The sequence below is a fragment of the Pseudactinotalea sp. HY158 genome, assembly GCF_009660225.1.
GTDB lineage: Bacteria > Actinomycetota > Actinomycetes > Actinomycetales > Beutenbergiaceae > HY158.
This window is the reverse complement of sequence record NZ_CP045920.1, coordinates 1,710,129-1,736,173: the sequence shown is the minus strand read 5'-3', so window position 1 is coordinate 1,736,173 and position 26,045 is coordinate 1,710,129. Positions and strand designations below refer to the sequence as shown.

30 protein-coding genes are annotated in these 26,045 nt (G+C 71.5%); 18 read left to right on the top strand and 12 right to left on the bottom strand.

Translation table 11 applies throughout. From position 1 onward, the window contains the following. The 10 genes from GCE65_RS07780 to GCE65_RS07735 all read left to right on the top strand — a co-directional run bounded on the left by GCE65_RS07780 (position 1) and on the right by GCE65_RS07735 (position 10,434). Entirely contained in the window at positions 1-819 is an 819-nt protein-coding gene (locus GCE65_RS07780; protein WP_153877985.1) for a DUF881 domain-containing protein, read from the top strand. 86 nt (positions 820-905) lie between these two features. Continuing rightward, positions 906-1,466: an FHA domain-containing protein gene (locus tag GCE65_RS07775; protein WP_152818100.1), complete on the top strand. Its 561-nt coding sequence runs from the start codon at positions 906-908 to the stop codon at positions 1,464-1,466. Continuing rightward, complete coding sequence (locus GCE65_RS07770) at positions 1,463-2,215, top strand: MerR family transcriptional regulator (protein WP_153877984.1); 753 nt, start codon at positions 1,463-1,465, stop codon at positions 2,213-2,215. The genes GCE65_RS07775 and GCE65_RS07770 overlap by 4 nt, the downstream gene beginning before the upstream one ends. A 59-nt stretch (positions 2,216-2,274) precedes the next feature. Next, positions 2,275-2,826: a bifunctional nuclease family protein gene (locus GCE65_RS07765; RefSeq protein ID WP_194164942.1), complete on the top strand. Its 552-nt coding sequence runs from the start codon at positions 2,275-2,277 to the stop codon at positions 2,824-2,826. Positions 2,827-3,170: 344 nt separating this feature from the next. Continuing rightward, positions 3,171-3,683: a MerR family transcriptional regulator gene (locus GCE65_RS07760; RefSeq protein WP_152818240.1), complete on the top strand. Its 513-nt coding sequence runs from the start codon at positions 3,171-3,173 to the stop codon at positions 3,681-3,683. Positions 3,684-3,932: 249 nt separating this feature from the next. Then, the gene (locus tag GCE65_RS07755) at positions 3,933-7,337 is read left to right on the top strand and encodes a pyruvate carboxylase (RefSeq protein WP_153877983.1); all 3,405 of its coding nucleotides are present in this window, start codon (positions 3,933-3,935) and stop codon (positions 7,335-7,337) included. 65 nt (positions 7,338-7,402) lie between these two features. Continuing rightward, positions 7,403-8,023, top strand: coding sequence for an L-threonylcarbamoyladenylate synthase (locus GCE65_RS07750; RefSeq protein ID WP_152818103.1), 621 nt, complete (start codon positions 7,403-7,405; stop codon positions 8,021-8,023). A gap of 6 nt (positions 8,024-8,029) precedes the next feature. Continuing rightward, positions 8,030-9,427, top strand: coding sequence for a GH1 family beta-glucosidase (locus GCE65_RS07745; protein WP_153877982.1), 1,398 nt, complete (start codon positions 8,030-8,032; stop codon positions 9,425-9,427). Between the two features lie 112 nt (positions 9,428-9,539). Continuing rightward, positions 9,540-9,884 (top strand): carboxymuconolactone decarboxylase family protein, encoded by a 345-nt coding sequence (locus tag GCE65_RS07740; protein ID WP_152818104.1) that lies wholly within the window; start codon positions 9,540-9,542, stop codon positions 9,882-9,884. 40 nt (positions 9,885-9,924) lie between these two features. Next, on the top strand, positions 9,925-10,434 hold the full coding sequence (locus GCE65_RS07735; protein WP_153877981.1) for an SRPBCC family protein: 510 nt from the start codon (positions 9,925-9,927) through the stop codon (positions 10,432-10,434). Here the strand turns inward: GCE65_RS07735 and GCE65_RS07730 are convergent. After that, the gene (locus tag GCE65_RS07730; protein ID WP_153877980.1) at positions 10,424-11,497 is read right to left on the bottom strand and encodes a hypothetical protein; all 1,074 of its coding nucleotides are present in this window, start codon (positions 11,495-11,497) and stop codon (positions 10,424-10,426) included. The two genes, GCE65_RS07735 and GCE65_RS07730, sit on opposite strands and share 11 nt — an antisense overlap. After that, positions 11,494-12,027, bottom strand: coding sequence for an RNA polymerase sigma factor (locus GCE65_RS07725; protein ID WP_194928866.1), 534 nt, complete (start codon positions 12,025-12,027; stop codon positions 11,494-11,496). The genes GCE65_RS07730 and GCE65_RS07725 overlap by 4 nt, the downstream gene beginning before the upstream one ends. 195 nt (positions 12,028-12,222) lie before the next feature. Between GCE65_RS07725 and GCE65_RS07720 the strand changes: the two genes are divergently transcribed. Then, positions 12,223-12,477: an antitoxin gene (locus GCE65_RS07720; RefSeq protein WP_153877978.1), complete on the top strand. Its 255-nt coding sequence runs from the start codon at positions 12,223-12,225 to the stop codon at positions 12,475-12,477. Beyond that, positions 12,474-12,908, top strand: coding sequence for a type II toxin-antitoxin system VapC family toxin (locus tag GCE65_RS07715; RefSeq protein ID WP_153877977.1), 435 nt, complete (start codon positions 12,474-12,476; stop codon positions 12,906-12,908). Before GCE65_RS07720 ends, GCE65_RS07715 begins: the two co-directional genes overlap by 4 nt. 137 nt (positions 12,909-13,045) lie before the next feature. On the opposite strand, the gene GCE65_RS07710 is transcribed toward GCE65_RS07715, so the two are convergent. Next, a complete protein-coding gene (locus GCE65_RS07710; protein ID WP_153877976.1) occupies positions 13,046-13,381 on the bottom strand; it encodes a PIN domain-containing protein in 336 nt (111 codons plus the stop codon). A 43-nt stretch (positions 13,382-13,424) separates the two neighbouring features. Next, entirely contained in the window at positions 13,425-14,672 is a 1,248-nt protein-coding gene (locus tag GCE65_RS07705; RefSeq protein WP_153877975.1) for an IS256 family transposase, read from the bottom strand. Positions 14,673-15,065: 393 nt separating this feature from the next. Here GCE65_RS07705 and GCE65_RS07700 point away from each other — a divergent pair, with 393 nt between their 5' ends. From GCE65_RS07700 to GCE65_RS07685, 4 genes are all read left to right on the top strand, one after another. Beyond that, positions 15,066-15,641 carry an RNA polymerase sigma factor gene (locus tag GCE65_RS07700; protein WP_153877974.1) on the top strand — a complete coding sequence of 192 codons (576 nt, stop codon included), beginning with the start codon at positions 15,066-15,068 and terminating at the stop codon, positions 15,639-15,641. Further along, the gene (locus GCE65_RS07695) at positions 15,638-16,732 is read left to right on the top strand and encodes a hypothetical protein (protein WP_153877973.1); all 1,095 of its coding nucleotides are present in this window, start codon (positions 15,638-15,640) and stop codon (positions 16,730-16,732) included. Before GCE65_RS07700 ends, GCE65_RS07695 begins: the two co-directional genes overlap by 4 nt. A gap of 103 nt (positions 16,733-16,835) precedes the next feature. Beyond that, complete coding sequence (locus tag GCE65_RS07690) at positions 16,836-18,062, top strand: pyridoxal phosphate-dependent aminotransferase (RefSeq protein ID WP_153877972.1); 1,227 nt, start codon at positions 16,836-16,838, stop codon at positions 18,060-18,062. A gap of 18 nt (positions 18,063-18,080) precedes the next feature. After that, positions 18,081-18,542, top strand: coding sequence for a VOC family protein (locus tag GCE65_RS07685; RefSeq protein WP_153877971.1), 462 nt, complete (start codon positions 18,081-18,083; stop codon positions 18,540-18,542). Between the two features lie 16 nt (positions 18,543-18,558). Here GCE65_RS07685 and GCE65_RS07680 read toward each other — a convergent pair whose 3' ends face one another. The 5 genes from GCE65_RS07680 to GCE65_RS07660 all read right to left on the bottom strand — a co-directional run bounded on the left by GCE65_RS07680 (position 18,559) and on the right by GCE65_RS07660 (position 22,488). After that, complete coding sequence (locus GCE65_RS07680) at positions 18,559-18,927, bottom strand: type II toxin-antitoxin system death-on-curing family toxin (RefSeq protein ID WP_153877970.1); 369 nt, start codon at positions 18,925-18,927, stop codon at positions 18,559-18,561. Then, positions 18,924-19,127, bottom strand: a complete 204-nt coding sequence (locus GCE65_RS07675; protein ID WP_153877969.1) for a ribbon-helix-helix protein, CopG family — start codon at positions 19,125-19,127, stop codon at positions 18,924-18,926. The genes GCE65_RS07680 and GCE65_RS07675 overlap by 4 nt, the downstream gene beginning before the upstream one ends. 73 nt (positions 19,128-19,200) lie before the next feature. Further along, positions 19,201-21,582 (bottom strand): excinuclease ABC subunit UvrA, encoded by a 2,382-nt coding sequence (locus GCE65_RS07670; protein ID WP_153877968.1) that lies wholly within the window; start codon positions 21,580-21,582, stop codon positions 19,201-19,203. Between the two features lie 37 nt (positions 21,583-21,619). Further along, entirely contained in the window at positions 21,620-22,027 is a 408-nt protein-coding gene (locus GCE65_RS07665; RefSeq protein ID WP_152818114.1) for a VOC family protein, read from the bottom strand. Beyond that, complete coding sequence (locus GCE65_RS07660) at positions 22,024-22,488, bottom strand: helix-turn-helix transcriptional regulator (protein WP_153877967.1); 465 nt, start codon at positions 22,486-22,488, stop codon at positions 22,024-22,026. The genes GCE65_RS07665 and GCE65_RS07660 overlap by 4 nt, the downstream gene beginning before the upstream one ends. 94 nt (positions 22,489-22,582) lie before the next feature. Between GCE65_RS07660 and GCE65_RS07655 the strand changes: the two genes are divergently transcribed. Next, the gene (locus tag GCE65_RS07655) at positions 22,583-23,284 is read left to right on the top strand and encodes an alpha/beta fold hydrolase (RefSeq protein WP_152818116.1); all 702 of its coding nucleotides are present in this window, start codon (positions 22,583-22,585) and stop codon (positions 23,282-23,284) included. Between the two features lie 55 nt (positions 23,285-23,339). Here GCE65_RS07655 and GCE65_RS07650 read toward each other — a convergent pair whose 3' ends face one another. Together GCE65_RS07650 and nadE are read right to left on the bottom strand one after the other, a co-directional pair. Next, positions 23,340-23,672 (bottom strand): hypothetical protein, encoded by a 333-nt coding sequence (locus GCE65_RS07650; RefSeq protein ID WP_153877966.1) that lies wholly within the window; start codon positions 23,670-23,672, stop codon positions 23,340-23,342. Positions 23,673-23,807: 135 nt separating this feature from the next. After that, positions 23,808-24,632 (bottom strand): ammonia-dependent NAD(+) synthetase, encoded by an 825-nt coding sequence (nadE, locus tag GCE65_RS07645; RefSeq protein WP_153877965.1) that lies wholly within the window; start codon positions 24,630-24,632, stop codon positions 23,808-23,810. A 226-nt stretch (positions 24,633-24,858) separates the two neighbouring features. Here nadE and GCE65_RS07640 point away from each other — a divergent pair, with 226 nt between their 5' ends. Beyond that, complete coding sequence (locus tag GCE65_RS07640; protein ID WP_152818119.1) at positions 24,859-25,203, top strand: RNA polymerase-binding protein RbpA; 345 nt, start codon at positions 24,859-24,861, stop codon at positions 25,201-25,203. Between the two features lie 87 nt (positions 25,204-25,290). Here GCE65_RS07640 and GCE65_RS07635 read toward each other — a convergent pair whose 3' ends face one another. Continuing rightward, positions 25,291-26,040 carry a polyprenol monophosphomannose synthase gene (locus tag GCE65_RS07635; protein WP_153877964.1) on the bottom strand — a complete coding sequence of 250 codons (750 nt, stop codon included), beginning with the start codon at positions 26,038-26,040 and terminating at the stop codon, positions 25,291-25,293. Positions 26,041-26,045: the final 5 nt, after the last annotated feature.

The following is a 26,045-nucleotide window of genomic DNA, read 5'->3' as shown; positions in this document are numbered from 1 at the left end:
ATGGCCGAGGAGAACCCCGACTCGCAGGGCACAGCGAACGCCCCGGACCCACAGGGCACAGCGGACCCACAGGGCACAGCGAACACAGTGCCCACAGCGAACACAGCGGGCCCAGCGAACACAGCGGGCACGGACCGGCCACGGCGGCGCCGGATCGGCCGGCGCACGAGCGCCCTGATCGGCGTGCTCACCATGCTCGTGGGATTCGCCGTCGTCGTGCAGGTACGCCAGACCCAGACCGACGAGCTCTCGAGCATGCGGCAGGACGACCTCGTGCGGCTCCTCGACGAGGTCACCCAGCGCAACGAGGACCTCACGGCCGAACGTTCCCAGCTGCGCCTCGACCGCAGCAATCTCCAGTCGGGCTCCGACCAGGGCCGCTACCTTCGCAACTACGCGACGCTGCAGGGAATCCTCGCCGGCACGGTGCCCGTCGAGGGCCAGGGCGTCACGGTGCGGGTGGACGATCCCGACCACGGCGTCGCGGCCCAGGACATGGTGCACATGCTCGAGGAGCTTCGTAATTCGGGAGCCGAGGCGATCTCGGTGAGCGGTGTCCGGATCGTGGCCAGTTCCTATTTCCTCGACGCCGGCGGTGAGCTCCTCGCCGACGGCCAGATCATCTCCCCGCCCTATCTGTGGTCGGCGATCGGCAACCCGGACACGATCGCGGGCGCGCTGGAGATCCCCGGGGGAGCGCTCGCCGGGTTCCGGAACGCGGGTGCCGCGGTGCAGATGACGACGTCGGAATTGATTCGCATCGATGCGGTGCGTACCGTGTCCCCTCCCGAATATGCGACGCCCGTGACCGAGGAATGACCGCGCGAGCCGGGCATCGCCTCACCCTCGACCGAACGGTAAGGTTCTAGGCATCACTTCGATGCGCAGATGAGCGAGGAACGACCATGACGACCCAGGGCCCACAGGTTCCGGACCCCGCGTCCGCCCAGTCTGCGGCCGGCCGGGACCAGGAGCAGCAGGAGCACGCCGTGGAGTCACCCGCGCGCCCGGACGTGCACACCACCGCGACCTTCGACCGGGTGGGTTCGGTCGATCCGGACTACGCCCCGCCCTCGGCCATCGCCGCGGGGGATCGCGCGGCCATCGAGGCACTGCCTCCCGCCTCGGCCCTGCTCATCGTTCAGCACGGCCCGAACGCGGGCGCCCGGTTCCTCCTCGACGCCGAACGGGTGACCGCCGGGCGGCACACCCGTGCCGACATCTTCCTCGACGACGTGACCGTCTCCCGCAAGCACGCCGAGTTCCTGTCCGCGGCGGGCGGCTTCACGGTGCGCGACGTCGGGAGCCTCAACGGCACCTACGTCAATCGCGAGCGGATCGAGACCGCCACGCTCCGCGCGGGCGACGAGGTGCAGATCGGCAAGTACCGGCTGACGTTCCATCCGAGCCCGAACCGGCCGGCCACCGGCACGGCCGCCGGCCCCGAGAGCGCCGCCGACCGATGAACGCACTGTCCGCCGCCTCCTCCGGCGCAGACGATCCGCACACCGAGCAGTGGCCGTTCGGGGTCTCGCGCACTCCCACGATGAGCATCGGCACCGCGCTGTCGATCCTCACGCAGGAGTTCCCCACGGTCCGGATCTCGAAGATCCGGTTCCTCGAGGAGCAGGGCATCGTCACCCCCCACCGCACCCCGTCGGGCTATCGCACCTATTCCCAGGCCGACGTCGAGCGGCTCCGATTCGCCCTCGCCGCCCAGCGGGACTCGTTCCTGCCGCTCAAGGTGATCCGGGAGCGGCTGCGTGAACTCGACCGTGCGGGGGCCGGGGCGCCGGCGCCCGGGGCGCGGGTCGTGACCGAGGACGGCGAGCTCACGGCGGCCGCTACCCGCACGCGCATGTCGATCGCGCAGCTGGCCGAGGCGGCCGGCCTCGAGGCGACCTTCGTGGCCGAGTTGGCGGAGGCCGGCATCATCGTGGCCGATCGGGGCCGCCGGTACGGACCGGGGGTGCTCCCGGTCGTGAGCGAGGCCGCGAGCCTGGCCGAGTACGGCGTTGCGCCCCGGCACCTGCGTACCCTGCGGATCGCCGCGGACCGCCAGGTCGACCTCATCGAGCAGATCACCGCCCCGATCCGCTCCCATCGAACGCGCGGGTCCGCGGAGGCCGCCGCGCAGGCGCAGGCCGGTGAGCTCGCCCAGGTGCTCACGCGACTCCACGCGGCGCTCGTGACGGACGGCATCGAGCGGCTCTGAGGATCATCTCCTCCGTCAAAACCATTCGCTCACGGTGGCCCGGAGCGTACCTTGGTCTCATGCAGCGAATGGACATTCTCGGGGTGCGCGTGCGGGTCTCCAGCTCGGCGCACGATGTGGTGGTGCTCCTGCAGCAGAGCGACGGAGCACTCACCCTGCCGATCCTCATCGGCCCGCACGAGGGCGTGGCCATCGCCGCCGCCCAGAGCGGCCTGCACTCCCCGCGGCCCGGGCCGTACGAGCTGCTGCTCGCGAGCCTGAACGCCGTGGGGTCCGAGTTGCTGCGGGTGCACATCGTCTCGCTCACCGACGGCACCTTCATCGCCGAACTCGTGCTCACGAACGACCGGCGGGTGGACTCCCGCGCCTCGGATGCGATCGCGCTGGCGGTCCGGGCCGGGGTGGGGATCTGGTGCGCGGAGGCCGTGCTCGCCGAGGCCGGCGTGGAACTCCTGCCGGACGGCGACGAGATCTACCTCGCCAACCACGCGGATCCCGACGAGGAGGTCGCGGAGTTCCGCCACTTCCTCGATACGGTCAGCCCGGAGGACTTCCTGGGCGAGGACGAGCACGAGGACGACGACGAGGATCCCGACGAGGAGGACGAGTAGCCCGGCGTGTGCAGCCTCACCCCGGACGGGTCCGGTGCCACCGGCCGCCTCCCGGGAGGTGCGCGGCCCGGGAATCCCGCGGAAATCCACGGGCGACCACCGGCCACCCTCAACCTCTACTCGAAGGTGAGACACGCCGTCCCGACACGCCGGGCACGTCCCGCGGCGCGGATCGTTGACGCGGCGCCTCCGCGGCCCTACGTTAGCCAGAGAACACCGGCCCTGTGGCATGAGACGCCCGGGGCGTACAGTGGTGTCGACTGCCGTCGAGGAGAGTGAGTGGCGTGAGCGGGAACGACGTGGCCGCGGACGTGGCATCCCACGCCCCCCAACGAGCCCAGGGGATGCTGTTCGGGGACACCCTTCCCGATCTCGACCAGGCGACCGGATACCGGGGGTCGACCGCCTGCCGCGCGGCCGGCATCACGTACCGCCAGCTCGACTACTGGGCCCGCACCGGACTCGTCGAACCGAGCATCCGGGGAGCCACCGGCTCCGGCACCCAACGCCTGTACAGCTTCCGCGACATCCTCGTCCTCAAGGTGGTCAAGCGCCTCCTCGACAGCGGCGTCTCCCTGCAGCAGATCCGCACCGCGGTCGACCACCTGCACGAACGCGGGGTCGACGACCTCGCCGAGATCACGCTCATGAGCGATGGCGCGAGCGTGTACGAATGCACCTCGGCCGATGAGGTCTTCGACCTCGTCCAGGGCGGCCAGGGCGTCTTCGGCATCGCCGTCGGACGGGTCTGGCGCGAGGTCGAGGGAAGCCTCGCCGAGTTCCCCACGGAACGCGCCGCCGACGAGGGCACCGGGCTCGACGAGCTCGCCCGGCGTCGCTCGCGCAAGATCGGCTGACACCGCCGCCGTATCCCGGTGGCGACGACCGAGGCGGACACTCGCCCCGGTCGGTCCGCGCCGTGGCGCGAGGTCTCGTGGGCCACGCGGCGTGGCATGGCGTGACATGGCATGGCATGGCCCGCGCCCGTCGCCGCCGGCTCGCAGGAGGGGAGGGCACGGCCGCGTGCGTGAGACTGCTGCGCGCCGGGGCCGGATGGGGGAGTAGTTTGCAGGAAATCCCGCTGTCGACGTTGTTGAGGAAGGTTCATGTTCTCCACCGTGCTGGTCGCCAATCGGGCCGAGATCGCTGTTCGCGCGTTCCGGGCCGCCTACGAACTGGGGGCCCGAACCGTCGCGGTCTTCCCGCATGAGGACCGCGCGTCGGAACACCGACTCAAGGCCGACGAGGCCTACCTCATCGGGCAGGAGGGCCACCCCGTGCGGGCCTACCTCGACATCGACGAGATCCTCCGGGTCGCGCGGGAGTCCGGGGCCGACGCCATCTACCCGGGCTACGGCTTCCTCTCCGAGCAGCCGGACCTCGCGCGGGCCGCCGCCGCCGCCGGGATCACGTTCGTCGGCCCGCCGGCCGACGTGCTCGACATGGCCGGCAACAAGGTCGCCGCGAAGCGGGCCGCGCAGCGCGCCGGGATCCCCGTGCTCGACTCGAGCGAGCCCTCCAGCGACGTCGAGGCCCTCGTCGCCGCCGCGGCGGACGTCGGATTCCCGCTGTTCGTCAAGGCCGTCGCCGGCGGCGGTGGCCGGGGAATGCGCCGCGTCGAGCGGCCCGAGGACCTGCCCGCGGCTCTCACCGCGGCCATGCACGAGGCCGGCAGCGCGTTCGGCGACCCGACGGTCTTCCTCGAGCAGGCCGTGCAGCGGCCCCGGCACATCGAGGTTCAGATCCTCGCCGACGCCCACGGCGACGTCGTGCACCTGTTCGAACGGGACTGTTCCCTCCAGCGCCGCCACCAGAAGGTGATCGAGATGGCGCCCGCGCCGAACCTCGATCCCGAGATCCGGGCGGCCCTGTGCGCCGACGCGGTCGCGTTCGCCCGCGCCATCGGCTACCAGAACGCGGGCACGGTCGAGTTCCTGCTCGAGACCTCGGGGGAGCGGGCCGGCCGGCACGTGTTCATCGAGATGAACCCGCGCATCCAGGTCGAGCACACCGTGACCGAGGAGGTGACCGACGTCGATCTCGTGGCCGCCCAGATGCGTATCGCCGCCGGCGACAGCCTCGCGGACCTGGGCATCCGGCAGGAGGACCTGCGGGTCAACGGCTACGCCCTGCAGTGCCGGATCACGACCGAGGATCCCGCGAACGGCTTCCGGCCCGACACGGGGCGGATCACCGCCTACCGCTCCCCGGGCGGCGCCGGAGTGCGTCTCGACGGGGCGACCGCCCACGCCGGCGCGGAGATCACCGGACACTTCGACTCGATGCTCGTCAAGCTCACGTGCCGCGGCTCGCTCTTCCCGATGGCGGTGCGTCGCGCCCGGCGGGCCCTGGCCGAGTTCCGCATCCGGGGCGTGCGCACGAACATCCCGTTCCTGCGCGCGGTGCTCGACGACGAGGCCTTCCTCGCGGGTGACATCGCCACTTCGTTCATCGAGGAACGGCCCGAGCTGCTCACCCCCCGGGAGAGCGCCGACCGCGGCACCCGGATGCTGCGCTACCTCGCGGACGTGACCGTCAACCGGCCGCACGGGGCCCGCCCGGCCCACCTCATCGCCCCGGGCAGCAAGCTTCCGGACGTCGACCTCTCGGTCGCCCCGCCGAACGGGACCCGCCAGCTCATCGCCGCCGAGGGCGCGGAGGGATTCGCCCGCCGGCTGCGGGAGCAGACCGCGGTCGCGCTCACGGACACGACCTTCCGCGATGCCCACCAGTCGCTGCTCGCCACCCGCGTGCGCACGGCCGACCTGCTCGCCGTCGCCCCGCACGTGGCCCGCACGACCCCCGGCCTGCTCTCGATCGAGGCATGGGGCGGGGCGACCTACGACGTCGCGCTGCGCTTCCTCGGGGAGGACCCGTGGCAGCGACTCGAACGCCTGCGGGAGGCGGCCCCGAACATCGCGCTGCAGATGCTCCTGCGCGGGCGCAACACCGTGGGCTACACCCCGTACCCGACCGAGGTGACCGACAGCTTCATCAAGGAGGCGGCGGAGACCGGGATCGACCTGTTCCGGATCTTCGACGCGCTCAACGACGTCGAGCAGATGGCCCCGGCGATCCGGGCGGTGCGCGAGACCCACGCCGTGGCCGAGGTGGCGCTGTGCTACACCGGCAACCTGACCGACCCGGGCGAGCGGCTCTACACCCTCGACTACTACCTGCGCCTGGCCGAGCGGATCGTCGCCGCGGGCGCCCACGTGCTCGCGATCAAGGACATGGCCGGGCTGCTCCGCCCGCCCGCGGCCGCGACCCTCGTGGCCGCGTTGCGGGAACGGTTCGACCTGCCCGTGCACCTGCACACCCACGACACCGCCGGCGGCCAGCTCGCCACGCTCCTCGCCGCGATCGACGCGGGCGTCGACGCCGTCGACGTCGCCAGCGCCCCGCTGGGCGGCACCACGAGCCAGGTCCCGGCCTCGGCGCTCGTGGCCGCGCTCGAACACACCGAGCGGGCACCCGAGGTGGAGCTGCGGGCCGTGACCGAGCTCGAGCCCTATTGGGAGGCGGTCCGCACCGCCTACGCGCCGTTCGAGAAGGGCCTGCGCGCCCCGACGGGGCGGGTGTACGACCACGAGATCCCCGGCGGGCAGCTGTCGAACCTGCGCCAGCAGGCGATCGCGCTCGGCCTGGGGGAGCGGTTCGAGCAGATCGAGTCGATGTACGCGGCGGCCGACCGCATCCTCGGGCACCTGGTCAAGGTGACGCCCTCCTCGAAGGTCGTCGGCGATCTCGCCCTCCACCTCGTGGCCACGGGCGCCGACCCCGCGGAGTTCGAGGCCGATCCCGGCTCCTTCGACATCCCGGACTCGGTCATCGCCTTCCTGCACGGCGAGCTCGGCACGCCCCCCGGCGGTTGGCCCGAGCCGTTCCGTACGCGGGCCCTGGCCGGGCGCCCCGGCCCCCGCCCGACGGCGCACCTGACGGACGAGGACCTCATCGAGCTCGGCGCCGACTCCGGCCGGCGCCGCGACCGCCTGAGCCGGCTGCTGTTCCCGGGCCCGGCAGCCGCCTTCGAGCAGCTGCGCACCGAATACGGCGACGTCTCCGTGATCGACACGATCGACTACCTCTACGGGCTCGACCACGGGCGGGAGGTCGTGGTCACCCTCGACCGCGGCGTGCGCCTGCTCATCAACCTCGAGGCGATCTCCGAGCCGGACGACCGTGGAATGCGCACGGTCATGGCGACCCTGAACAATCACCTGCGCCCCGTCGAGGTTCGTGACTCCTCCGCGACCGTGACGGCCGAGACGGTCGAGAAGGCCGACCCGTCCCGCCCCGGTCACATCGCGGCCCCGTTCGCGGGTGCCGTGACCCCCGTCGTCGAGGTCGGCGAGGAGGTCGAGGCCGGGCAGTCGGTCGCGACGATCGAGGCGATGAAGATGGAGGCCTCGATCACCACCCCCGTGGCCGGCACCGTGCAGCGGGTGCCGGCGGGCACCTCGCGCCCGGTCGACGGCGGCGACCTCGTGCTCGTCGTCGACGAGGCCTGAGCACGCCGGCGGGCCCGGGGCGGCGTTCTCCACCCCGGGCCCGCCGGGATCGATAGGGTTGGTTCATGGCACGCTACTTCGATGTCCATCCCGTCAATCCACAAGTGCGGAGCATCCGCGCGGCCGCCGAGATCCTGCGCGAGGGCGGCATGATCGCCTATCCCACGGACTCGATGTACGCCCTCGGGTCGGCCCTGGGGAACCAGTCCGGCAAGGAGCGCATCCTGCGGCTGCGGGGGCTGGGGGACCGGCACGACTTCACGCTCGTGTGCGCCGACTTCTCCCAGCTCGGCCAGTTCGTGCACATCTCCAACCGGGTCTTCCGGGCCGTGCGGGCGGCGACCCCGGGCCAGTACACCTTCATCCTGCCCGCCACGAAGGAGGTGCCCCGGCAGTTCCTCCACCCGAAGAAGAAGACCGTCGGGGTCCGCATCCCCGAGCACCCCGTGGTCAAGGCCCTGCTCGAGGAGCTGGGGGAGCCGATCCTCTCCTCCACGCTCATCCTGCCGGGGCACGAGGGTGCGCTCACCCAGGGCTGGGAGATCAAGGATCTCCTCGACCACGAGCTCGATGCCGTGATCGATTCCGGTGACGTCTTCGGGGAGCCGACGACCGTCGTCCAGTTCATCGACGACGCCCCCGAGGTGCTCCGCGTCGGTGCGGGCGACCCCGCCCCGTTCGAGTGACCTGACGTGACCACCGGCGCCGGGCCTCCCTTCCTGTGGGGCGCCGCGACGGCCGCCTACCAGGTCGAGGGGGCCGCGGCCGAGGGCGGGCGCACGCGCTCCATCTGGGACACGTTCTCCCACACTCCCGGGCGGACCGCGCGCGGGGAGACCGGCGATGTCGCCGCCGGGCACTACCACCGCCTGATCGACGACGTCGAGCTCATGGCCGCGCTCGGGCTCCAGGCCTACCGGTTCTCCACCTCGTGGTCGCGGATCGTGCCGCACGGGCGGGGCCCGGTGAACCCGCTCGGCATCGACTTCTACTCCCGGCTCATCGACGGCCTCCTCGAGGCGGGCATCGAGCCGGTGCTCACGCTCTACCACTGGGATCTGCCGCAGGAACTCGAGGACGCCGGCGGCTGGCCCGAACGCGAGACCGCCTACGCGTTCGCCGACTACGCCGGCGAGGTCGCCCGCCGGCTCGGCGACCGGGTGAGCCTGTGGACGACGGTCAACGAGCCGTGGTGTTCGGCCTACCTCGGCTACGGCTCGGGCGTGCACGCCCCGGGCCGGAGCGAGCCGGCGGCGGCGCTGGCGGCCGCCCATCACCTCAACCTCGCCCACGGGCTCGCCACCCAGGCGATCCGATCGGTGCTCGGCGACGACACCCCGGTCTCGGCCGCGCTCAACGTGCACGTCGTGCGCCCGGACGATCCGGGCGATCCGCGCGACGTGGACGCCGCCCGCCGGATCGACGCCGTGGGCAACCGCATCTTCCTCGACCCGATGACCGGTCACGGGTATCCGCCGGACCTGCTCGCCGACGTCGCCCACGTGAGCGACTTCGACTTCGTGCGCGACGGCGACCTGCGCCGGATCGGGCAGCGGCTCGACGCACTCGGGGTCAACTACTACACGACCTCCCGCGTGCGCTTCGCTCCCGGACGCCGACCGGACGCCGGCGGCGGCCACGGCGCGGGGAACCCCTGGGTGGGTGCGAGCGACATCGAGTTCCTCGACCCGCCGGGCGAGCGCACCCAGATGGGCTGGCTGGTCGAGCCGGCGGGCCTGACCGAGGTGCTGGTGCGGCTGAGCGCCGAGCACCCGCGGCTGCCGCTCATCGTCACCGAGAACGGCGCGGCCTATCCGGACGAGCTGGGCGCGGACGGACGGGTGCGCGACGTCGAACGCGAGGCGTACCTGCGGGCGCACATCGGCGCCGTCGAGCGGGCCCGCGCCGGCGGGGCGGATGTGCGCGGCTACTTCGTGTGGTCGCTGCTCGACAACTTCGAGTGGTCCTTCGGATACGACCGCCGCTTCGGGATCGTCCACGTCGACTTCGAGACGCTCCGGCGCACCGTCAAGGACTCCGGCCGCTGGTATGCGGACATCATCGCCGCCGGTGGCCCCGCCGGCACCTGAACGGAGGCGAGGATCGGCGTATCGTCGATATCGGGTCGGGCACCGGCGTCGCCCGAAGGAACTCGCCGGTGAGCCGCCAGGTGGGCGCGCCCGGCCGACCTGGGAGGTCGCCATGCCAGCGGAATCCATGTACCACCCCACCACGCCCGAGATCGCGGACCGGCGCAAGGGGCTCGCGCCGCGCACGCACGAGGCGTACGAGGCGTTCTCCGCGGCCGTCTTCGCCGACGGCGCCCTGTCGGAGCAGACGAAGCAGCTCATCGCCGTCGCGGTGGCCCACACCACCCAGTGCCCGTTCTGCATCCGGGGCCATACCCGCCTCGCCCGCCGCCGGGGAGCGAGCGACGAGCAGATCATGGAGGCGATCTGGGTCGCCGCGGAGATGCGTGCGGGCGGGGCCTACGCCCATTCGACGCTCGCGCTCGAGGAGCTCTCCCACGATCCGCGCCGCCCGTAGTCCCGCGCGCCCGGTGTCCGGTCATCGACACACGGAACCGATGGCGGGGGAGTCGCGCGTGTTCCACTTCGTCTCCACCTGGGTGGCCCCGGCCCCGGCGGAGGCGGTCTGGCGCGTGCTCGCCGAGGTCGAGGCGTGGCCGGACTGGTGGAGCGGGATCGAGTCGGTCCGGTCGTCGGCGCCGTCGACGGATGCCGAACCGCAGGCGGCGCAGGTCGTCGTGCGCAGCCCGCTCGGCTATCGGCTCCGGTTCACCCTCGAACTGACCCGATCCGAGCCGCCGCGGCGATCGACGTTCGGGGTGCGCGGGCAGCTGCGGGGGAGCGGTTTCTGGGCCGCCGACCCCGCCGACTCTGCCGCCGCTTCCGATGCCACCGACGGCGCCCCGGTGACCAGGATGCGGATCGGGTGGTGCGTCGTCTCGGATCGTCGGCTCGTGCGCCTGCTGGCGCCGCTCGCCCGCTGGGCACACGGGCGGATCATGGCCGCCGGCAGCGCCGGCCTGGCGCGACGGCTGCGTGAGCAGCCGCCGGCCGGGCTCAGTCGGTGACCGCGCCCGCCCCCTCGACGCCCGGGCACCCCTGGTCGCCGCACGGTGGCACGGAGTCGTGGTGGCCGGCCTCGACGAGGAGCCGGTACTCCTCGACCACGGCGGGCGCCCCGGGCAGGTCGTTCGGGAAGATCGTGTCCTCCTCGAGCACCACGCCGGTGTCCGGGTCGAGGAGGACGACGATCTCGATCGGAATCTCGGTGCCCTCGTCGACGACGACCCGCGTGGCGCCGAACGCGAGACCGTCGCGGCCGAGCCGGTCGGTGGCTCGGCCATAGGAGGTGACGTCGCCGGCGAGTGCGAAGGCGTCGACATAGGTGGCGCGGTCCTCGGCGGTCAGTCGCGGTGCCAGCGAGGAATAGTCGCTCAACAGATAGTTGCCCGGGTAGCGGCCCGCGGTACCGCCGAAGCGAGTCGTGCTCTCCAGCACCTCCTCGGCCGTGCCCGGAACGGTGGCGCTGGCGGGCGACCACTCCTCGCCGGGCCCGTACACGCTCCCCGGTTCCGGCACGCCGTTCCGCACGGCGAGTTCCCCGCCGGAGCCATCGCTCCCGTCACCCCACCGGTAGTAGTCGTACTCTCGGCGGATGAGTCGGTCGACCTCCCAGTGGCCGTCCGATACCTCCGTCTCGCCCATGGAGTAGCCGACCGACCGCCAATGGCTGAAGAAGTACCGGCCCGTCTCGGGCTCCGCGGGCGCGGCCCGCAGGTCGGCGGCGAGCCCGGCGAGTTCGGCGCCGGCGGGGGCGCCGTCGGGCTGCTCGAAGTCGAGCATCGGGATCGCAGCGGCCGGGGGAGTCGTCAGGCCGCCGTCGACGAGGCTCGGGAGCACGCCGACGAGGCCGAGCACGAGCACCGCGGCCGCTCCGGTGAGCACGAGCCGCCGGCCGGTGTGCCGCCTCGGGACAGCGCCGGGCGCTGGCTCCGTCGTGTTGTCGGCGCGGTACTGCGCGTGGATCCGCGCGCGGGTCCGGTCGGCGGTGGCGGGGTCCGTGCCGGTCCAGCCGGCCGCCGGGTCGAGGTCGGCGAGGTCGCGAAGGAGGGTACTGTCGCTGGTGATCATGAGAGGACTCCTTTGGGGAGCGGCTCGGCGCGGAGCGGGCCGGGGTCGGGGAGGCGTTCGAGCAGGTGGAGGAGGTGGCGGCGGGCGCGCAGCAGGCGCATGCGGAAGGTCCCGGTCTGGCAGCCGAGCACGCCCGCCGCCTCCTTCGGACTCAGCCCGTCCCAGGCCACCAGCGCGAGCACCTCCTGCTCGCCGGGGGTGAGCCTGGCCCAGGCGCGGGTCAGGTCGGTGCGGGTGGCCACGGTTCCGGCCAGTTCCTCACTCGGACCGGCGGGTTCGGCCGCGAGTCGCACCTGGAGGGAGTTCCAGCGGCCTGCCGTGCGGATGCTGCGCAGCAGCACGTTCCGGGCGATGCCGAACAGCCAGGGCCGCGGCTCCGCGGGCGCGTCGTCCAGGCGGCGCCAGGCGGTCAGGAACGTCTCGGCCACGACGTCCTCGACGTGTGACGGGGGCACGCGTCGGTAGACGAATCGTTCGAGATCGGCGCGGTGCGCCGCGTACAGGCGATTGAACCGTTCTTCATCGGACATGGGCGACCACCGGGGAGTAGGGGACGGGCGTGCTCTCACCCGGTACGTCTCCGGCAGGTGGGCTCTCGTCACATCCATGATGCCGATCGTTGCGCCGGACCGCGGGCGAGGTGGCGGGCCGGTGGGATGGATGGGAGTCGACCCACTCGAATCACGACAGCGACCCATCAAACCGAGTGATGCTATGCTGTCAGAATGCGCACGACGGTCACGCTGGACGCCGACACCGAGGCGTTGGTGCGCCGGCTCATGGCCGAGCGTGGAGTCTCGTTCAAGCGAGCGTTGAACGACGCCATTCGTGCGGGGGACCCTTCGAAGGCGCCGAAGCGGGGGAGGATCACTCGAACGCGGCGCATGGGCGCGGCGGCCGTGGACCTGGATCGCGCGTTGAGCCTGGCCGGCACCCTCGAGGACGACGAACTGATCCGGCGCCTGCAGGTGGGCACGTGAGGGTGGTCGACGCGAACGTTCTGCTGTACGCGGTGAACGAGGACGCCAGGAACCACGCCTCCGCCCTGGAGTGGCTCGAACGAGCGCTCGCGGGGGAGGATACGGTCGGATTCGGCTGGATCGCGATCGTGGCGTTCGTGCGACTGTCGACCCGGCCCGGAATCTTCAGTGCGCCGCTGTCGAGCGCGGAGGCGTTCGCGCAGGTCGACGACTGGATCTCGGCACCGGGCGGACGCATCCTCCATCCCGGCGAGCGGCACCTCGGCATCCTGTCCTCGTTGCTCGACGAGCTCGGCACTGCGGGCAACCTCGTCAACGACGCGCACCTCGCCGCGCTCGCGGTCGAGCACCGCGCGAGCATCGTCAGCTACGACAACGACTCCTCCCGCTTCGACGTCCGCCGGTACACACCCGAGCAGCTCCTGCGGTGACCAGGGAACCGGCGGTGACCAGGGAACCGGGCGCAAGCCGGATCAGCCGGCCGGAACCGAGCGCGGACGTTCGAGCGTGACACCACAAATGACATAATGCACATTATCGGAGTTGGGTGATCGGGCGTAGACGAGCCTCAGGGCGCCACGAAGCCGAGGTGCGCCTGTGCCGACCGGTCGAAACTCGCGACCTCAAGGCAGCCACGCGCTGCGCAGTGCGCCGCGATCATGGCGTCCGGGAACTGAGCGCCGGTCGAGGCCAGTGCCAACGCCTGCCGCACGACCTCGCGGTCCTGGATCTCGACGCCGTCCCGGTCGAGCAACTCACTCAGGGCGGTCAGAACATCGGCCGGCGCGAGTCGGTAGGCCCGCGTGAGCACCCGGTAGGCCTCCGCGAGCACGACGGTCGTGACATAGCCCGAATCGTTCACCGTCATCCGCGTGAACAGCGCGAGCGCACGTCTGCCGGTCAAGTCCCTTGGAGTGGTGTAGCGGTGGGTGATCCTTCGTAGGGGTTCAGGCGGTCAGGGCGGGCATGGTTTCGGCTCCGATCTCGGGGTCGGTGGTGGTGATGAGGGTGATGCGGCAGCGGGCGAGGACGTCGAGGCCGAGGTAGCGCCGGCCTTCGGCCCATTCGTCGGTCTGCTCGGCCAGGACGGCGCCGACGAGGCGCACGATGGCGTTGCGGTTGGGGAAGATGCCCACGGAGTCGGTCCGGCGGCGGATCTCGCGGTTGAGACGCTCCTGGGGGTTGTTCGACCAGATCTGTGTCCACACGTCCTTGGGGAACGCGGTGAACGCCAAGATGTCCTCCCGTGCGCCGGTGAGGTGCTCGGCCGCGTCGGGCAGCTTCTCGTCGACGTACTCGATGAGCCGGTCGAACTGGGCCTGCACGCTGGGTGCGTCGGGCTGGTCATAGACGCTGTGGAGCATGGCCTTGACGGCCGGCCACATGCTCTTGGGTGTCACGTCCATCAGGTTCGCGCTGTAGTGGGTACGGCACCGTTGCCACGCGGCACCGGTCAAGTTCGCCCCGATCGCTTCCTTCAAGCCCTGGTGGGCGTCGGAGGTGACCAAGCGCACGCCCGTCAGGCCGCGCGCGACGAGGTCGGCGAAGAACTCGTTCCACGCCGACCCGGTCTCACTGGTGGCCACGCGTAGGCCGAGGACCTCGCGGTGCCCGTCGGCGTTGACCCCGGTCGCCAGCAGTACCGAGGTGGCGACCACGCGCCCGCCCTCGCGGACCTTCATCGTGAGCGCGTCGGCCGCGACGAACGTGAACGGTCCCGCCTCATCCAGGGGGCGGTGGCGGAAGTCCTCGACGATCTGGTCCAGGTCGGCCGTCATCCGCGAGACCTGCGACTTGCTCAGTGAGTCGATCCCCAAGGTCTTGACCAACTTGTCCATCCGGCGGGTGGACACCCCGGCCAGGTAGCAGTCGGCCACGACGGTGATCATCGCCGACTCGGCCCGCTTGCGCCGCTCGAGTAGCCACTCGGGGAAGTAGTTGCCCTTGCGCAGCTTGGGGATGGCCACGTCCACGGTCCCCACGCGGGTGTCCAGGTCGCGGTGGCGGTAGCCGTTACGCTGCGCCGTACGCGAGGCGCTGGGCCGGCCGTACTCGGCGCCGACGACGGCGTCGGCGTCCGCGGACAGCAGCGCGTTGATCATCGTCTGCAACAGCGAACGCATCAGATCCGGGCTTGCTTCGCTCAGGGCTTCACTGAGCAGGCCGCCAGGGTCGACAATATGTGGTGCGGTCATCGTGATGACTCCGTTCGAGGATTCGGTAGAAGGTTGACTCGAAGGATCACGCGGTGGCCGCACCCACGTCCACGACCGGGACGAGCTGGGCGACCGCGCTACACCACTCTAAGGGGCACTACTCGTCTGCCCTGCTCCGGATCGTCCTGAACGAGGAACCGAACCAGAACGTTCGTGTCCACTCCGATCATTGCGTTCCGCGCGCTCCCGCGGCGATCGCGGAGTCCATCTCCTCGAGCGAGATGCTCGGTCCCGCATACGCGAGGCATCCTGCGAGCTCCTCGACCCGCCGGCGGCGCTCTCCCACCGCGAGGGAATTCGCCGTGCCCGGTAACTTTCGGGCTCGGGCGGCCATTCCCTAATATGAGCACGGATGAGCAACCGATACCCGACATGACCGGTCGGCCCGAGGCGCAGCGATTCGCGCACCTGTGGGACGAATGCAGCGGCCGCGTGCTCGCATACGCCATCCGCCACGTCGGTCCGGATCTCGCCGAGGAGGTCGTCGCCGAGACGTTCCTCATCGCGTGGCGTCGGCTCGCCGTCGTCCCCGGGGAGCCGCTGCCCTGGCTGCTCGTCGTCGCCCGCAACACGATCCGCTCCCACCGACGCTCCAGCTATCGCCGGCGTGCCCTGGAGACGGAGCTCGCCCGGCTCGAACGCTCGACGGCGTCCGGGGTCGGTGTCGACGTGCACGTCGTCGAACGGGACGTCCTGCTGCGCGGGCTCGCCCAGCTCGGCCCACGACAGCGCGAGGCCTTGCTGCTCATCGCCTGGGACGGACTGAGCTACGAGCAGGCCGCGGCCGTGGCCGGATGCTCCCTCGGCGCGTTCAAGGTGCGTGTGCACCGCGCCCGGGACCGGCTCCGGCGAGAGATCGACACTCCCCGGTCGGCCGGCGCCGACTCCCCCGGCACGGGATCGATCGACACCCTGCACGGACTCCTCCCGGAAGGACGGACATCATGAACTCCACGGCCGACCCCATGGACCTGCTCGAGCGGATGCGTCCCGGGCCACAGGGCGACCGCGCGGCGCTGGCCCGGATCCGCGCGAGCCTCGACGAGGCGATCATCCGGGACGACGGGGTCTCCACCGGTCCGCGCCGGCGCCCCACGGGCACTCGCCGCGGGCGGGGCGGCGAGTCCGGCCGCGGCCGCTGGCTGGGGGCCGCCGCCGCCGTCGCCGTGGGCGCGCTCATTCTCGCTCCGGCGCTGCGCCCGACACCGGCGCAGGCGGCCACGCCGCCGATGCTCACCTACTCGGCCTCGGCGATCGGGTCGGTCGCGGACGGCAGCGCTCCCTCCGGAGCACCCGTGGCCGCGGACCTGGCGGCCGTCGCCGCGGCCACGCCGGTCGCCGAGCACGCCGGTGACGTCTCCCTCGTCGAGTCCGCGTACTGGGCACTCGAGGCCGTCCACGAGGACGAGCGGACCCGCCTCGTCGTCGCCCCCGTCGAACGCCGGACCTGGGCGAGTACGACGGACGGGAGCATGCGCTTCCGGGAGGTCCGCGGGACCGCGTTGAGTCGGGACGGCTCCACGAGCCTTCCCGACGTCGACCTCTCGGGTCCGGCGCTCCTCGACTACGAGCTGCCCGCCGATCACGACGCGGGGGTGCTCCGGGCGGACCGGCTTCCGCGAGACCCGGGGCCACTGCTGGAGGCCGTCTCCCACGCCCGGGGACCGCACACATGCGACCTGGGGGTGGCCGCCGCGCGGATCGACTGCCTCGCCGACGCCCTCGCGATGATGGTCCGGACACGGCCCGTGCCGCCGGACCTGCTCGCGGCGTTCTGGAACTCCCTGGCCCGACAGGACGACCTGTACTCGCTCGGCACCACGACCGATCGCCTCGGCCGCGACGGCGTCACCCTCGCCTACCTCTCCCCCGAGACGGGAACCGTGAGCGTGCTCATCGCCGACCCCGTGACGGGCGCGCTCCTGGGGACCGAGGGCGTGGACCTGACCGGCGCGGCCACCGGCTCCGAGTCCCCCGCCGTGTTCTGGCTCGAGGCCTTCGAGCCGGCCCGGTGGGTCGGCGGCCTCGACGAGTCCTGATCGTCGCCGTGGCCGCGGGGCAGGCCCTCCCCCGCGGCCGCGCCCCGGCGACACTCCCCCGGCACGGCTGCGCGCCGCCCGCCGGGCCTGCGATGATGGGCCCGTGCGCAGGATCATCCAGAGTCAGAAGCTGAAGAACGTCCGCTACGACGTGCGCGGCCCCATCCTCGAGGAGGCCCAGCGCCTCGAGGCCATGGGACACCGCATCCTCAAGCTGAACGTCGGCAACACCGCCCCGTTCGGATTCGATGCTCCCCCCTCGATCCTCGCCGACGTCGTGCACCACCTGCCCGAGGCGCAGGGGTACTCCGACTCCCGCGGCATCTTCTCGGCCCGCACCGCCGTGGCGCAGTACTACCAGTCCCACGGCCTGACCGATACGCACGTGGACGACGTCTTCATCGGCAACGGCGTCTCCGAGCTCATCTCGATGGTGCTGCAGACCTTCGTCGACACCGGCAACGAGATCCTCGTGCCCGCCCCGGACTATCCCCTGTGGACGGGGGCCGTCTCGCTCGCCGGCGGTACGCCGGTGCACTACCTGTGCGACGAGGCGAACGGGTGGATGCCCGACCTGGCCGACATCGAATCGAAGATCACCCCGAACACCCACGGGCTCGTGCTCATCAACCCGAACAACCCGACCGGTGCCGTCTACAGCGAGGAGATGGTCCGGGCGCTCGTCGACATCGCCCGCCGCCACGACCTGACGATCTTCAGCGACGAGATCTACGAGAAGATCCTCTTCAATGGTGCCCGCCACCACCACACGGCGACCTTCGCGGCGGACGACGTCTTCTGCCTGACGTTCTCGGGACTGTCGAAGGCCTACCGGGTCTGCGGCTACCGCGCGGGCTGGCTACTCGTCTCCGGTCCGAAGCATCTCGCCTCGGACTTCCTCGAGGGCCTCACCCTCATGGCGAACATGCGCATGTGCGCGAACGTTCCCGGTCAGCACGCGATCCAGACGGCGCTCGGCGGCTACCAGTCCGTCGAGGAACTCATCGTGCCCGGCGGGCGGTACTACGACCAGTCGATGCTCGCGGACCGGCTGCTCAACGAGATTCCGGGCGTCTCCTCCGTTCGACCGGACGGTGCGCTGTATTGCTTCCCGCGGCTCGATCCCGAGATCTACCCGATCGAGGACGACGAGAAGTTCGTCATCGACCTCCTGCGGAGCAAGCACCTGCTCGTGACCCATGGGCGCGGCTTCAACTGGCCCGCCCCGGACCACTTCCGGCTCGTCACCCTGCCCGACGTGGCGACGCTCGAGGAGGCCATCGGGCGCATCGCGGAGTACCTTGAGGAGATGCGCCTCCGGCGGCGCTGACCGATCGAGGAGGCGGCCATGGCCCGAGAATTCCAGGTGACGTTCGACGCCGCCGATCCGGCCGCGCTCTCGACCTTCTGGGCCGAGGTGCTCGGGTACCGGCTTCCGGCACCCCCGGGTGTCGAGGTCGAGGAGGGTCGGGACGTCCTCGCCGCGTGGGAGGAGTTCCTCACCCGGGCGGGCGTGCCGGCAGAGGAGCACAACTCCGCAGCGGCGCTCGAGGACCCGGACGGCGCCGGTCCGCGCCTGTTCTTCCAACGGGTGCCCGAGCCCAAGACGGCGAAGAACCGCGTGCACCTCGACGTGCGGGCCGCACCCGGGCTCGCCGGGGCCGAGCGGATGGCCGCGCTCGAGGTCGAGTGCGCGCGGCTCCTCGCGCTCGGAGCACGCCGGCTCGAGCGGTTCGAGCCCGCTCCCCCGCTCTCGAACGGCTTCATCGTCATGGCCGACCCCGAGGGCAACGAGTTCTGCCTCGATTAGCGCACCCGGCTCCCGATCAGTGCCCGTGCCACGTTCCGAGCGTCGCGGCGATCCCTTCCAGCTCGTGAGCACCACCGGCGACCCGCATGACCGCGTCGAAGGCCTCGTCGTCCGGCGCCTGCAGATCAACACGGTTGAGCCCGTAGAAGACCACCGTCGCAAGCCACCCCAGGCGCTTGTTGCCGTCGACCAGCGGATGATTGCCGACGATGGATTGCAGGAGGGCGGCGGCCTTGAGGTCGAGGGAGGGGTACGCGTCCACGCCGAAGAGCCGTACGCCCGGCCGGTGCGCGGCCGAGGCGAGGAGACCCAGGTCGCGAACGGGGCCGACCCGGAGGTCACCGACGAGGCCGAGGAGATCCTCAAGGGTGAGGAGCGTGGTCACCGACCCAGGCGCTCGAGCACATCCGCGTATCGGTGGCGCGCGCGTTCTGACAACTCGGCGACCCTCCCTTCGTGCCCGCTCCGGGCGACGGCCTCACGGATCGCTCGCAGGACCGCCTCGTTGCGGCTGATCCCCTCGTCGTCGGCGAGCTGCGCCAACGCACGCTCGTCCTCCGCGCTCAGCCGTAGTGTCATCGCCATCACTCGACGGTACCACTGTGGTATCAGATCTCCCAGGTGATCCGTGCATCCGTCCCCCCTCGGGACGGCGGGTTCACCGACCGACGTAGGCCGCCAGGTGCTCGCCGGTGAGTGTCGATCGGTCCGCCACGAGTTGGGCCGGGGTGCCCTCGAAGACGACGCGCCCGCCGTCGTGGCCGGCTCCCGGGCCGAGGTCGATGATCCAGTCCGCGTGGGCCATGACGGCCTGGTGGTGTTCGATCACGATGATCGACTTGCCTGCGTCCACGAGCCGGTCGAGCAGCCCGAGCAGGTGGTCGACGTCGGCCAGGTGCAGTCCCGTCGTCGGCTCGTCGAGCACGTAGATCCCGCCCCGCTCGCCCAGGTGCATGGCGAGCTTGAGGCGCTGCCGCTCCCCGCCCGAGAGGGTCGTGAGCGGCTGGCCCAGCGTGAGGTAGCCGAGGCCGACCTCGTCGAGCCGGCGCGCGATCGTGGCTGCGGCCGGCACGGCCCCCTCCCCCGCGAAGAACTCGTGGGCGCCCGCCGCGGGCAGGGCGAGCACCTCGGCGATGTTCCGACCCGCGAGGCGATAGTCGAGCACCTCGGCCTGGAAACGCTTGCCGCCGCACTCCTCGCACGGTGATTCGACCGTGGCCATGACACCGAGGTCGGTGTAGATCACGCCGGCGCCGTTGCAGACCGGGCATGCGCCGGCCGAGTTGGAGGAGAACAGCGCGGGCTTGACGCCGTTCGCCTTCGCGAAGGCCTTGCGGATCGGATCGAGCAGGCCCGTGTAGGTGGCCGGATTCGATCGCCGGGAACCGCGGATCGCCTGCTGGTCGACCGTCACGACCCCGTCCAGGCCCGAGATCGAACCGTCCACGAGAGAACTCTTGCCCGAGCCCGCGACGCCCGTGAGCACGGTGAGCACCCCGAGCGGGATGTCGACGTCGACGCCGGCGAGGTTGTGGGTGGAGGCGCCCCGGACCGGCAGCCGGCCCGCGGGCGTGCGCACGGCCGCCTTGAGCCCCACCCGGTCGTCCAGGTGCCTCCCGGTCAGGGTGTCCGAGGCGCGCAGGCCCGCCACATCGCCGCGGTAGACGATGTGCCCGCCGGCCGATCCCGCGCCGGGTCCGAGGTCGACCACGTGATCGGCGATCTCGATCATCTCCGGCTTGTGCTCGACCACGAGCACGGTGTTGCCCTTGTCCCGCAGTCGCAGCAGGAGGGTGTTCATGCGTTCGATGTCGTGCGGGTGCAGGCCGATCGTCGGCTCGTCGAACACGTAGGTCACGTCGGTCAGGGCCGAGCCGAGGTGCCGGATCATCTTCGTACGCTGGGCCTCCCCGCCCGAGAGCGTGCCCGCGGGCCGGTCGAGGGAGAGGTAGCCGAGGCCGATCTCCACGAAGGAGTCGAGGGTCGCCGAGAGGGAGTCGAGCAGCGGCGCCACCGACGGCTCGTCGAGCCCGCGGATCCACTCGGCCAGATCGGAGATCTGCATCCCGCTCACGTCGGCGATGCTCCTCCCGGCGACGAGTGAGGAGCGGGCGGTCTCGTTCAGCCGGGTGCCCCCGCAGTCCGGGCACGTGCCGAACGTGATCGCCCGGTCGACGAACGCGCGGATGTGCGGCTGCATCGCGTCGCGGTCCTTGCTCAGGAACGACTTGCGGATCTTCGGCACGAGTCCCTCGTAGGTGACGTTGATGCCCTCGACCTTGATCTTCACCGGTCCGGAGTACAGCAGGGCGTCGAGCTCCCGCGTCGAGAAGTCCCGGATCGGCGTGTCCGGATCGAAGAACCCGGCCCCCCGGAAGATCCGGCCGTACCAGCCGTCCATGCTGTAGCCGGGGATCGTCAGGGCGCCCTCGTTGAGGGACTTGTCCGCGTCGAACAGGGCGGTCACGTCGAAGTCGCTCACCTGCCCGCGGCCCTCACACTGGGCGCACATGCCGCCGAGGATGCTGAAGTCGCGGCGTTCCTTGACCTTCTTGCCCTCCTTCTCGAACGTCACCGCCCCCGCCCCGCTGATCGAGGCGACGTTGAAGGAGAAGGCCTGCGGCGACCCGATATGCGGGGTTCCGAGCCGGCTGAAGAGGATTCTCAGCATCGTTCCCGTGTCGGTCACGGTCCCCACGGTCGAGCGCGGATCGGCGCCCATGCGTTCCTGGTCGACGACGATCGCGGTCGTCAGCCCGTCCAGCACGTCCACGTCGGGCCGGGCCCGGTTCGCCATGAAGCCCTGCAGGAACGCGCTGTAGGTCTCGTTGATCATCCGCTGCGACTCGGCGGCGATCGTGGCGAACACGAGCGAACTCTTACCGGAACCCGAGACGCCGGTGAACACGGTCAGGCGCCGCTTGGGCAGCTCCACCGAGACGTCGGCGAGGTTGTTCTCGCGCGCGCCGACGACTCGGATGAGGTCGTGGCCGTCGGCGAGCGGACGGGTGGACGGGGCGGACGGGGCGGACGTCGTCATGGTCGCCTTTCAGCACGGGCGTCGGTGGTCGGTCGGGCTAGGCCTGGTTGATGCGCAGCAGGTTGCCGCTCGGGTCCCGGACCGCGGCGTCGCGCACCCCGTAGAACTGATCGGCCGGCTCCTGCAGGATGTCGGCCCCCGCGGCGACGAGCCGCTCGAACAGTCCGTCCAGGTCGTCGGTCGCGAGCGTGAGCCCGGCGTAGCTGCCCTTGGCGATGAGCTCGAGCACGGTGCGCCGCTCGTCCTCGGTCAGCCCGGGGTCGACCGCGGGCGGATGCAGCACGATGGTGGTCTCGGGCCGGCCTGGAGGGCCGACGGTGATCCAGTGCAGACCGTCGTTCTCGACGTCGCGGTGGACCTCGAAACCGAGGACGTCGCGGTAGAACCGGATCGCGGCGTCCGGATCCGTCTGGGGCAGGAAGGCATGGTGAATGGTGATCGTCATGGCTGCACGCTATGCCGTGCGACGTCGCGGCGCTTCTCGATTTCCGACGTGTCCCGGATCGGGCGGCTCACCTGCTTGGCGTGGCAGGCGGGGATACCCGCGGTCTCGTCGGCGTGGCGGCGCCGGTACTCGCTCGGCGTGACCCCGACGAGTTCGGTGAAGCGGGTGCTGAAGGTTCCCAGGGAGGAGCCGCCGACGGCGAAGCACGCCTCGGTCACGGTGACGTCGCCGCGGCGCAGCAACGCCTTCGCCCGCTCGATCCGGCGGGTCATGAGATAGCTGTAGGGAGACTCGCCGAAGGCTCGCCGGAACTCCCGACTCAAATGCCCCGCGGACATGAACTCCCCGGCCGCCAGCGTCGGCACGTCGAGCGGGGAGGCGTATTCCCGGTCGATGCGGTCGCGGACTCGCCGCAGGCGCACGAGTGCGGCGAGTCGCTCCTGCTGTTCCGCGCCGCCCACGCCGACGATCCTTCCACGAAGCCGCTCCTGCTCCAAGCGCGCACCGGGATCCGGTTGCCGCCCGCTTCGCCGCGTCGATCACTACGCTGGCCCCATGCGCATCCTCCTCGTTCCCGGTCTCTGGCTCGACGCCTCCTCCTGGTCCGGGGTGGTGCCGCTGCTCGAGGTGATCGATCATCATGCCCATCCCGTCACCCTGCCCGGCGCCGGGCGCTACGACGGGCGCCGCAGCGAGGTCACCCTCGCCGATCAGATCGCCGCGGTGGTCGAGTTGATCGACGGGCTCGATGACGACGTCGTGCTCGTGGGGCACTCCGCGGGCGCCGCCGTGGTCCACGCGGCCGCGGACGCTCGCCCGGAACGCGTCGCCCGACTCGTCTACGTCGACGCCGTGCCCGGCGGTCCCGGCTCACGGGTCGCCCCCGACCTGCCGGTCACCGGCGGGGTGATCCCGCTGCCCGACTGGGACGTCTTCGAGGAGGCGGACCTCGTGGACCTGACCGAGGAGCTGCGGGCGGACCTGCGCGCCCGGGCGATCCCGGCCCCGGCCCGGGTCGCCTCGGACGAACTCGACCTCCACGACGAGGCCCGCTTCACGATCCCCGCGACCGTCGTCTCGTGCGAGTTCACGCCCGAGCAGCTCCGCGCGTGGATGGCCGCGGGCGAGCCCGCGACCGCCGAACTCGCGCGCATGGACGACGTCACGATCGTTCACCTGCCGACGGGCCACTGGCCGCAGTTCACCCGCCCGGGCGATCTGGCCGCCACCCTCGCCAGGGTCGTCGGGCCCGCCTGAGCACGGCCGCGAGGTGGGCGGCCCGCCCGTCGCCTCGAGGTCGCCGACGACGGCTTCACACGGATGCGGGCTCCGGCGTCTCGATCGCCCTCCTGAGGAGGTGCGCCGGAAGGATGGACAGGGCCGCGACGGCGAGCCCGAGTCCGAGCCGGCCCGTCGCGTACAGGGCACCGGTCATGATGAGGCAACCGGCGCAGGCGGCGAGCGCCAGGACACCGCCGCGCACGGATCGACCCTGCCGGTGATTGCGGCGCAGCGCCCAGCTGCACAGCAGGATGAGCGAGCCGATGACGACGAGCGCGAACACCTCCGCCGCGGCACCCCACCCCGCAGCCGACAATCCCACTCCGATCGCCAGGAGGATGACGTAGCCGATCAGTCCCACCATTGCACCGACCCCCATCTGCTCACGACTGCGTCGTCTGCCGCCGTGGACGTTCCCTCAAGTCGACCCCCACCAGCACACTTTCACCCTAGCGCCACGACTCGGACCGTCAATGGCCCGACGCCGCAACGCCCGCCCTCAGGCCTCGCGCCACCAGGTGTCGTCGGGGCCGATCGGCTGCCGGCGCTTGTGCCGGCTGGCCCAGAACTTCGCCTCGAGGTCCGCGGCCGCGCGCTCCTCGATCGTCTTGCCCTCGAGGTAGTCGTCGATCTGGTCGTAGGTCAGTCCGAGGCTCGCCTCGTCGCTCTGGCCCGGGTCCTGATCGAGCAGGTCGGCCGTCGGCACCTTCTCGTACAGCGCGGCCGGGCTGCCCGCGGCGACGAGCAGCGCCCGCCCCTGCCGCTTCGTCAGGCCGGCGAGCGGGGTGAGGTCGGCGGCGCCGTCCCCGAACTTGGTGTAGAAGCCCGTGACCGCCTCCGCGGCGTGGTCGGTGCCGAGCACCGCGAGCGAGCGCTCCCCCGCGATCGCGTACTGGGCGGTCATGCGCAGGCGGGCCTTGACGTTTCCGCGCGTGACGTCTCCCCACGCCGCGCCGGCGGCGCTCCCCTGCGCGACGAGCGCGTCCGTCGCCCCGCCAACGTCAAGGGTGATGACTTCATCCGGTTGAATGAAGTCGAGGGCCTTCTGCGCATCGTCCTCGTCGAACTGGACCCGATACGGCAGGCGCACGGCGACGAAGACGACGCGGGCGCCGTCCGCACGCAGTTCGGTGACGGCTCGCTGGGCGAGCCGGCCTGCCAGGGTCGAGTCCTGGCCGCCGGAGATCCCGAGCACGAACCCTCCCAGGCCCGTGCGCGCGAGGTAGTCCCGGAGGAAGTCGATCCGGCGGCGCAACTCCGCCGGCGGATCGATCCGGGGCCGCGCACCGACCGTCGCGATGATGAGTTCCTGGAGGCGATGCATGCCGCCCATCCTGCCGCACTTCCTCCCGCGGCGACTCCGCGCGCACCTGGGAATCCCCTGGGTGCGGCCTGCATGGAGGCCGGGGTGGTGACGCGCGCCACGACCTCCGGGCGAGACGTTCACATCACCTTCACCACCGCGTGGGAACATCGCTGCATGATCGGGCGTTATCCCCCATGCGACGCGCGGCCACCCCGCGCCCAGCACTAGCCAGAGGAGAGACACGATGGCCGAACGTTCACTGCGTGGATCCAGCATCGGATCCAAGAGTCTCGAGACGGAGTCCGGGGTCGAGTTCGCTCCCCGGGTCGAAGCGACCTACGACCTGCCCGACGGTCGTGTCGTCGTGGTGCCCTTCTCGGCCGAGGCCGAGATCCCCCCGGTCTGGGAGACTCCGGTCGGGGAGGGACTGCTCCGCGACGCCCAGCGCCCCGAGGACGCGCCCGGCAAGAAGCAGCGCACCCACTGGGACATGCTGCTCGAACGGCGTACCCGCGCCGAACTGCAGGAGCTGCTCGACGAGCGCCTCGACCTGCTCCGTTCCGGACAGTTGCGCCGCCGCAGCGCCTGAGCCACACCGGATTTCCGAACGGGGCGCCGCGGACCGCGGCGCCCCGTTCGGCTTCGCTCGCGTGACCGGGGCCCGGGCCCGGGATCCTCAGGCCGAGCGCGGGCCGGGCCGCACGAGGCCGCGCAGCTGCTGCCACCGTCGGGCCGCACCCCAGCCGGTCACCTTGACCAGCGCCTCGCGCACGATCGCCCCGGACATCTTCGACTGGCCCTCGGAGCGTTCGACGAAGGTGATCGGCACCTCGACGATCCGCCCGCCCGCCCGGTACACCCGCCACGTCATGTCGATCTGGAAGCAGTAGCCCTGGGAGTCCACCTCGTCGAGGTCGAGGGAGCCGAGCTGCCGCGCGGAATAGACCCGGAACCCGGCGGTGGCATCGCGCACGGGCAGGCCCATCGCCAGCCGCGTGTAGGTCGTCGCCCCGCGCGAGAGGAGCTGCCGGTGCAGCGGCCAGTTCTCGACCGCCCCGCCGGGCACCCACCGGGAGCCGATCACGAGGTCGGCCCCATCGGCCGCGGCGCGCAGCAGCGCCGGCAGGTCGAGCGAGCGATGCGAGCTGTCCGCGTCCATCTCCACGATCGAGGCGTACCCCCGCGCGAGCGCCCAGCGGAAGCCCGCGATGTACGCCCGCCCGAGCCCGTCCTTGGAGCTGCGGTGAAGCACCTGCACCCGCGGGTCGCCGGCCGCGTACTCGTCGGCCCAGCGGCCCGTGCCGTCCGGGGAGTTGTCGTCGACGATGAGCACGTCGACCTCGGGCACGTCCGCGCGCAGCGCGGCGAGCGTGATCGGCAGAGCCTCCCGCTCGTTATAGGTGGGGATGATCACCACGGTGCGCATGCAGT

Bases quoted from the DNA above. Each gene is read 5' to 3' on its own strand.
- GCE65_RS07780 (WP_153877985.1), top strand. From the start codon at position 1: ATGGCCGAGGAGAACCCCGACTCGCAGGGCACAGCGAACGCCCCGGAC.
- GCE65_RS07775 (WP_152818100.1), top strand. From the start codon at position 906: ATGACGACCCAGGGCCCACAGGTTCCGGACCCCGCGTCCGCCCAGTCT.
- GCE65_RS07770 (WP_153877984.1), top strand. From the start codon at position 1,463: ATGAACGCACTGTCCGCCGCCTCCTCCGGCGCAGACGATCCGCACACC.
- GCE65_RS07765 (WP_194164942.1), top strand. From the start codon at position 2,275: ATGCAGCGAATGGACATTCTCGGGGTGCGCGTGCGGGTCTCCAGCTCG.
- GCE65_RS07760 (WP_152818240.1), top strand. From the start codon at position 3,171: ATGCTGTTCGGGGACACCCTTCCCGATCTCGACCAGGCGACCGGATAC.
- GCE65_RS07755 (WP_153877983.1), top strand. From the start codon at position 3,933: ATGTTCTCCACCGTGCTGGTCGCCAATCGGGCCGAGATCGCTGTTCGC.
- GCE65_RS07750 (WP_152818103.1), top strand. From the start codon at position 7,403: ATGGCACGCTACTTCGATGTCCATCCCGTCAATCCACAAGTGCGGAGC.
- GCE65_RS07740 (WP_152818104.1), top strand. From the start codon at position 9,540: ATGCCAGCGGAATCCATGTACCACCCCACCACGCCCGAGATCGCGGAC.
- GCE65_RS07735 (WP_153877981.1), top strand. From the start codon at position 9,925: ATGGCGGGGGAGTCGCGCGTGTTCCACTTCGTCTCCACCTGGGTGGCC.
- GCE65_RS07730 (WP_153877980.1), bottom strand. From the start codon at position 11,497: ATGATCACCAGCGACAGTACCCTCCTTCGCGACCTCGCCGACCTCGAC.
- GCE65_RS07725 (WP_194928866.1), bottom strand. From the start codon at position 12,027: ATGTCCGATGAAGAACGGTTCAATCGCCTGTACGCGGCGCACCGCGCC.
- GCE65_RS07720 (WP_153877978.1), top strand. From the start codon at position 12,223: ATGCGCACGACGGTCACGCTGGACGCCGACACCGAGGCGTTGGTGCGC.
- GCE65_RS07705 (WP_153877975.1), bottom strand. From the start codon at position 14,672: ATGACCGCACCACATATTGTCGACCCTGGCGGCCTGCTCAGTGAAGCC.
- GCE65_RS07700 (WP_153877974.1), top strand. From the start codon at position 15,066: ATGACCGGTCGGCCCGAGGCGCAGCGATTCGCGCACCTGTGGGACGAA.
- GCE65_RS07695 (WP_153877973.1), top strand. From the start codon at position 15,638: ATGAACTCCACGGCCGACCCCATGGACCTGCTCGAGCGGATGCGTCCC.
- GCE65_RS07685 (WP_153877971.1), top strand. From the start codon at position 18,081: ATGGCCCGAGAATTCCAGGTGACGTTCGACGCCGCCGATCCGGCCGCG.
- GCE65_RS07675 (WP_153877969.1), bottom strand. From the start codon at position 19,127: ATGGCGATGACACTACGGCTGAGCGCGGAGGACGAGCGTGCGTTGGCG.
- GCE65_RS07670 (WP_153877968.1), bottom strand. From the start codon at position 21,582: ATGACGACGTCCGCCCCGTCCGCCCCGTCCACCCGTCCGCTCGCCGAC.
- GCE65_RS07665 (WP_152818114.1), bottom strand. From the start codon at position 22,027: ATGACGATCACCATTCACCATGCCTTCCTGCCCCAGACGGATCCGGAC.
- GCE65_RS07655 (WP_152818116.1), top strand. From the start codon at position 22,583: ATGCGCATCCTCCTCGTTCCCGGTCTCTGGCTCGACGCCTCCTCCTGG.
- GCE65_RS07650 (WP_153877966.1), bottom strand. From the start codon at position 23,672: ATGGTGGGACTGATCGGCTACGTCATCCTCCTGGCGATCGGAGTGGGA.
- nadE (WP_153877965.1), bottom strand. From the start codon at position 24,632: ATGCATCGCCTCCAGGAACTCATCATCGCGACGGTCGGTGCGCGGCCC.
- GCE65_RS07640 (WP_152818119.1), top strand. From the start codon at position 24,859: ATGGCCGAACGTTCACTGCGTGGATCCAGCATCGGATCCAAGAGTCTC.
- GCE65_RS07635 (WP_153877964.1), bottom strand. From the start codon at position 26,040: ATGCGCACCGTGGTGATCATCCCCACCTATAACGAGCGGGAGGCTCTG.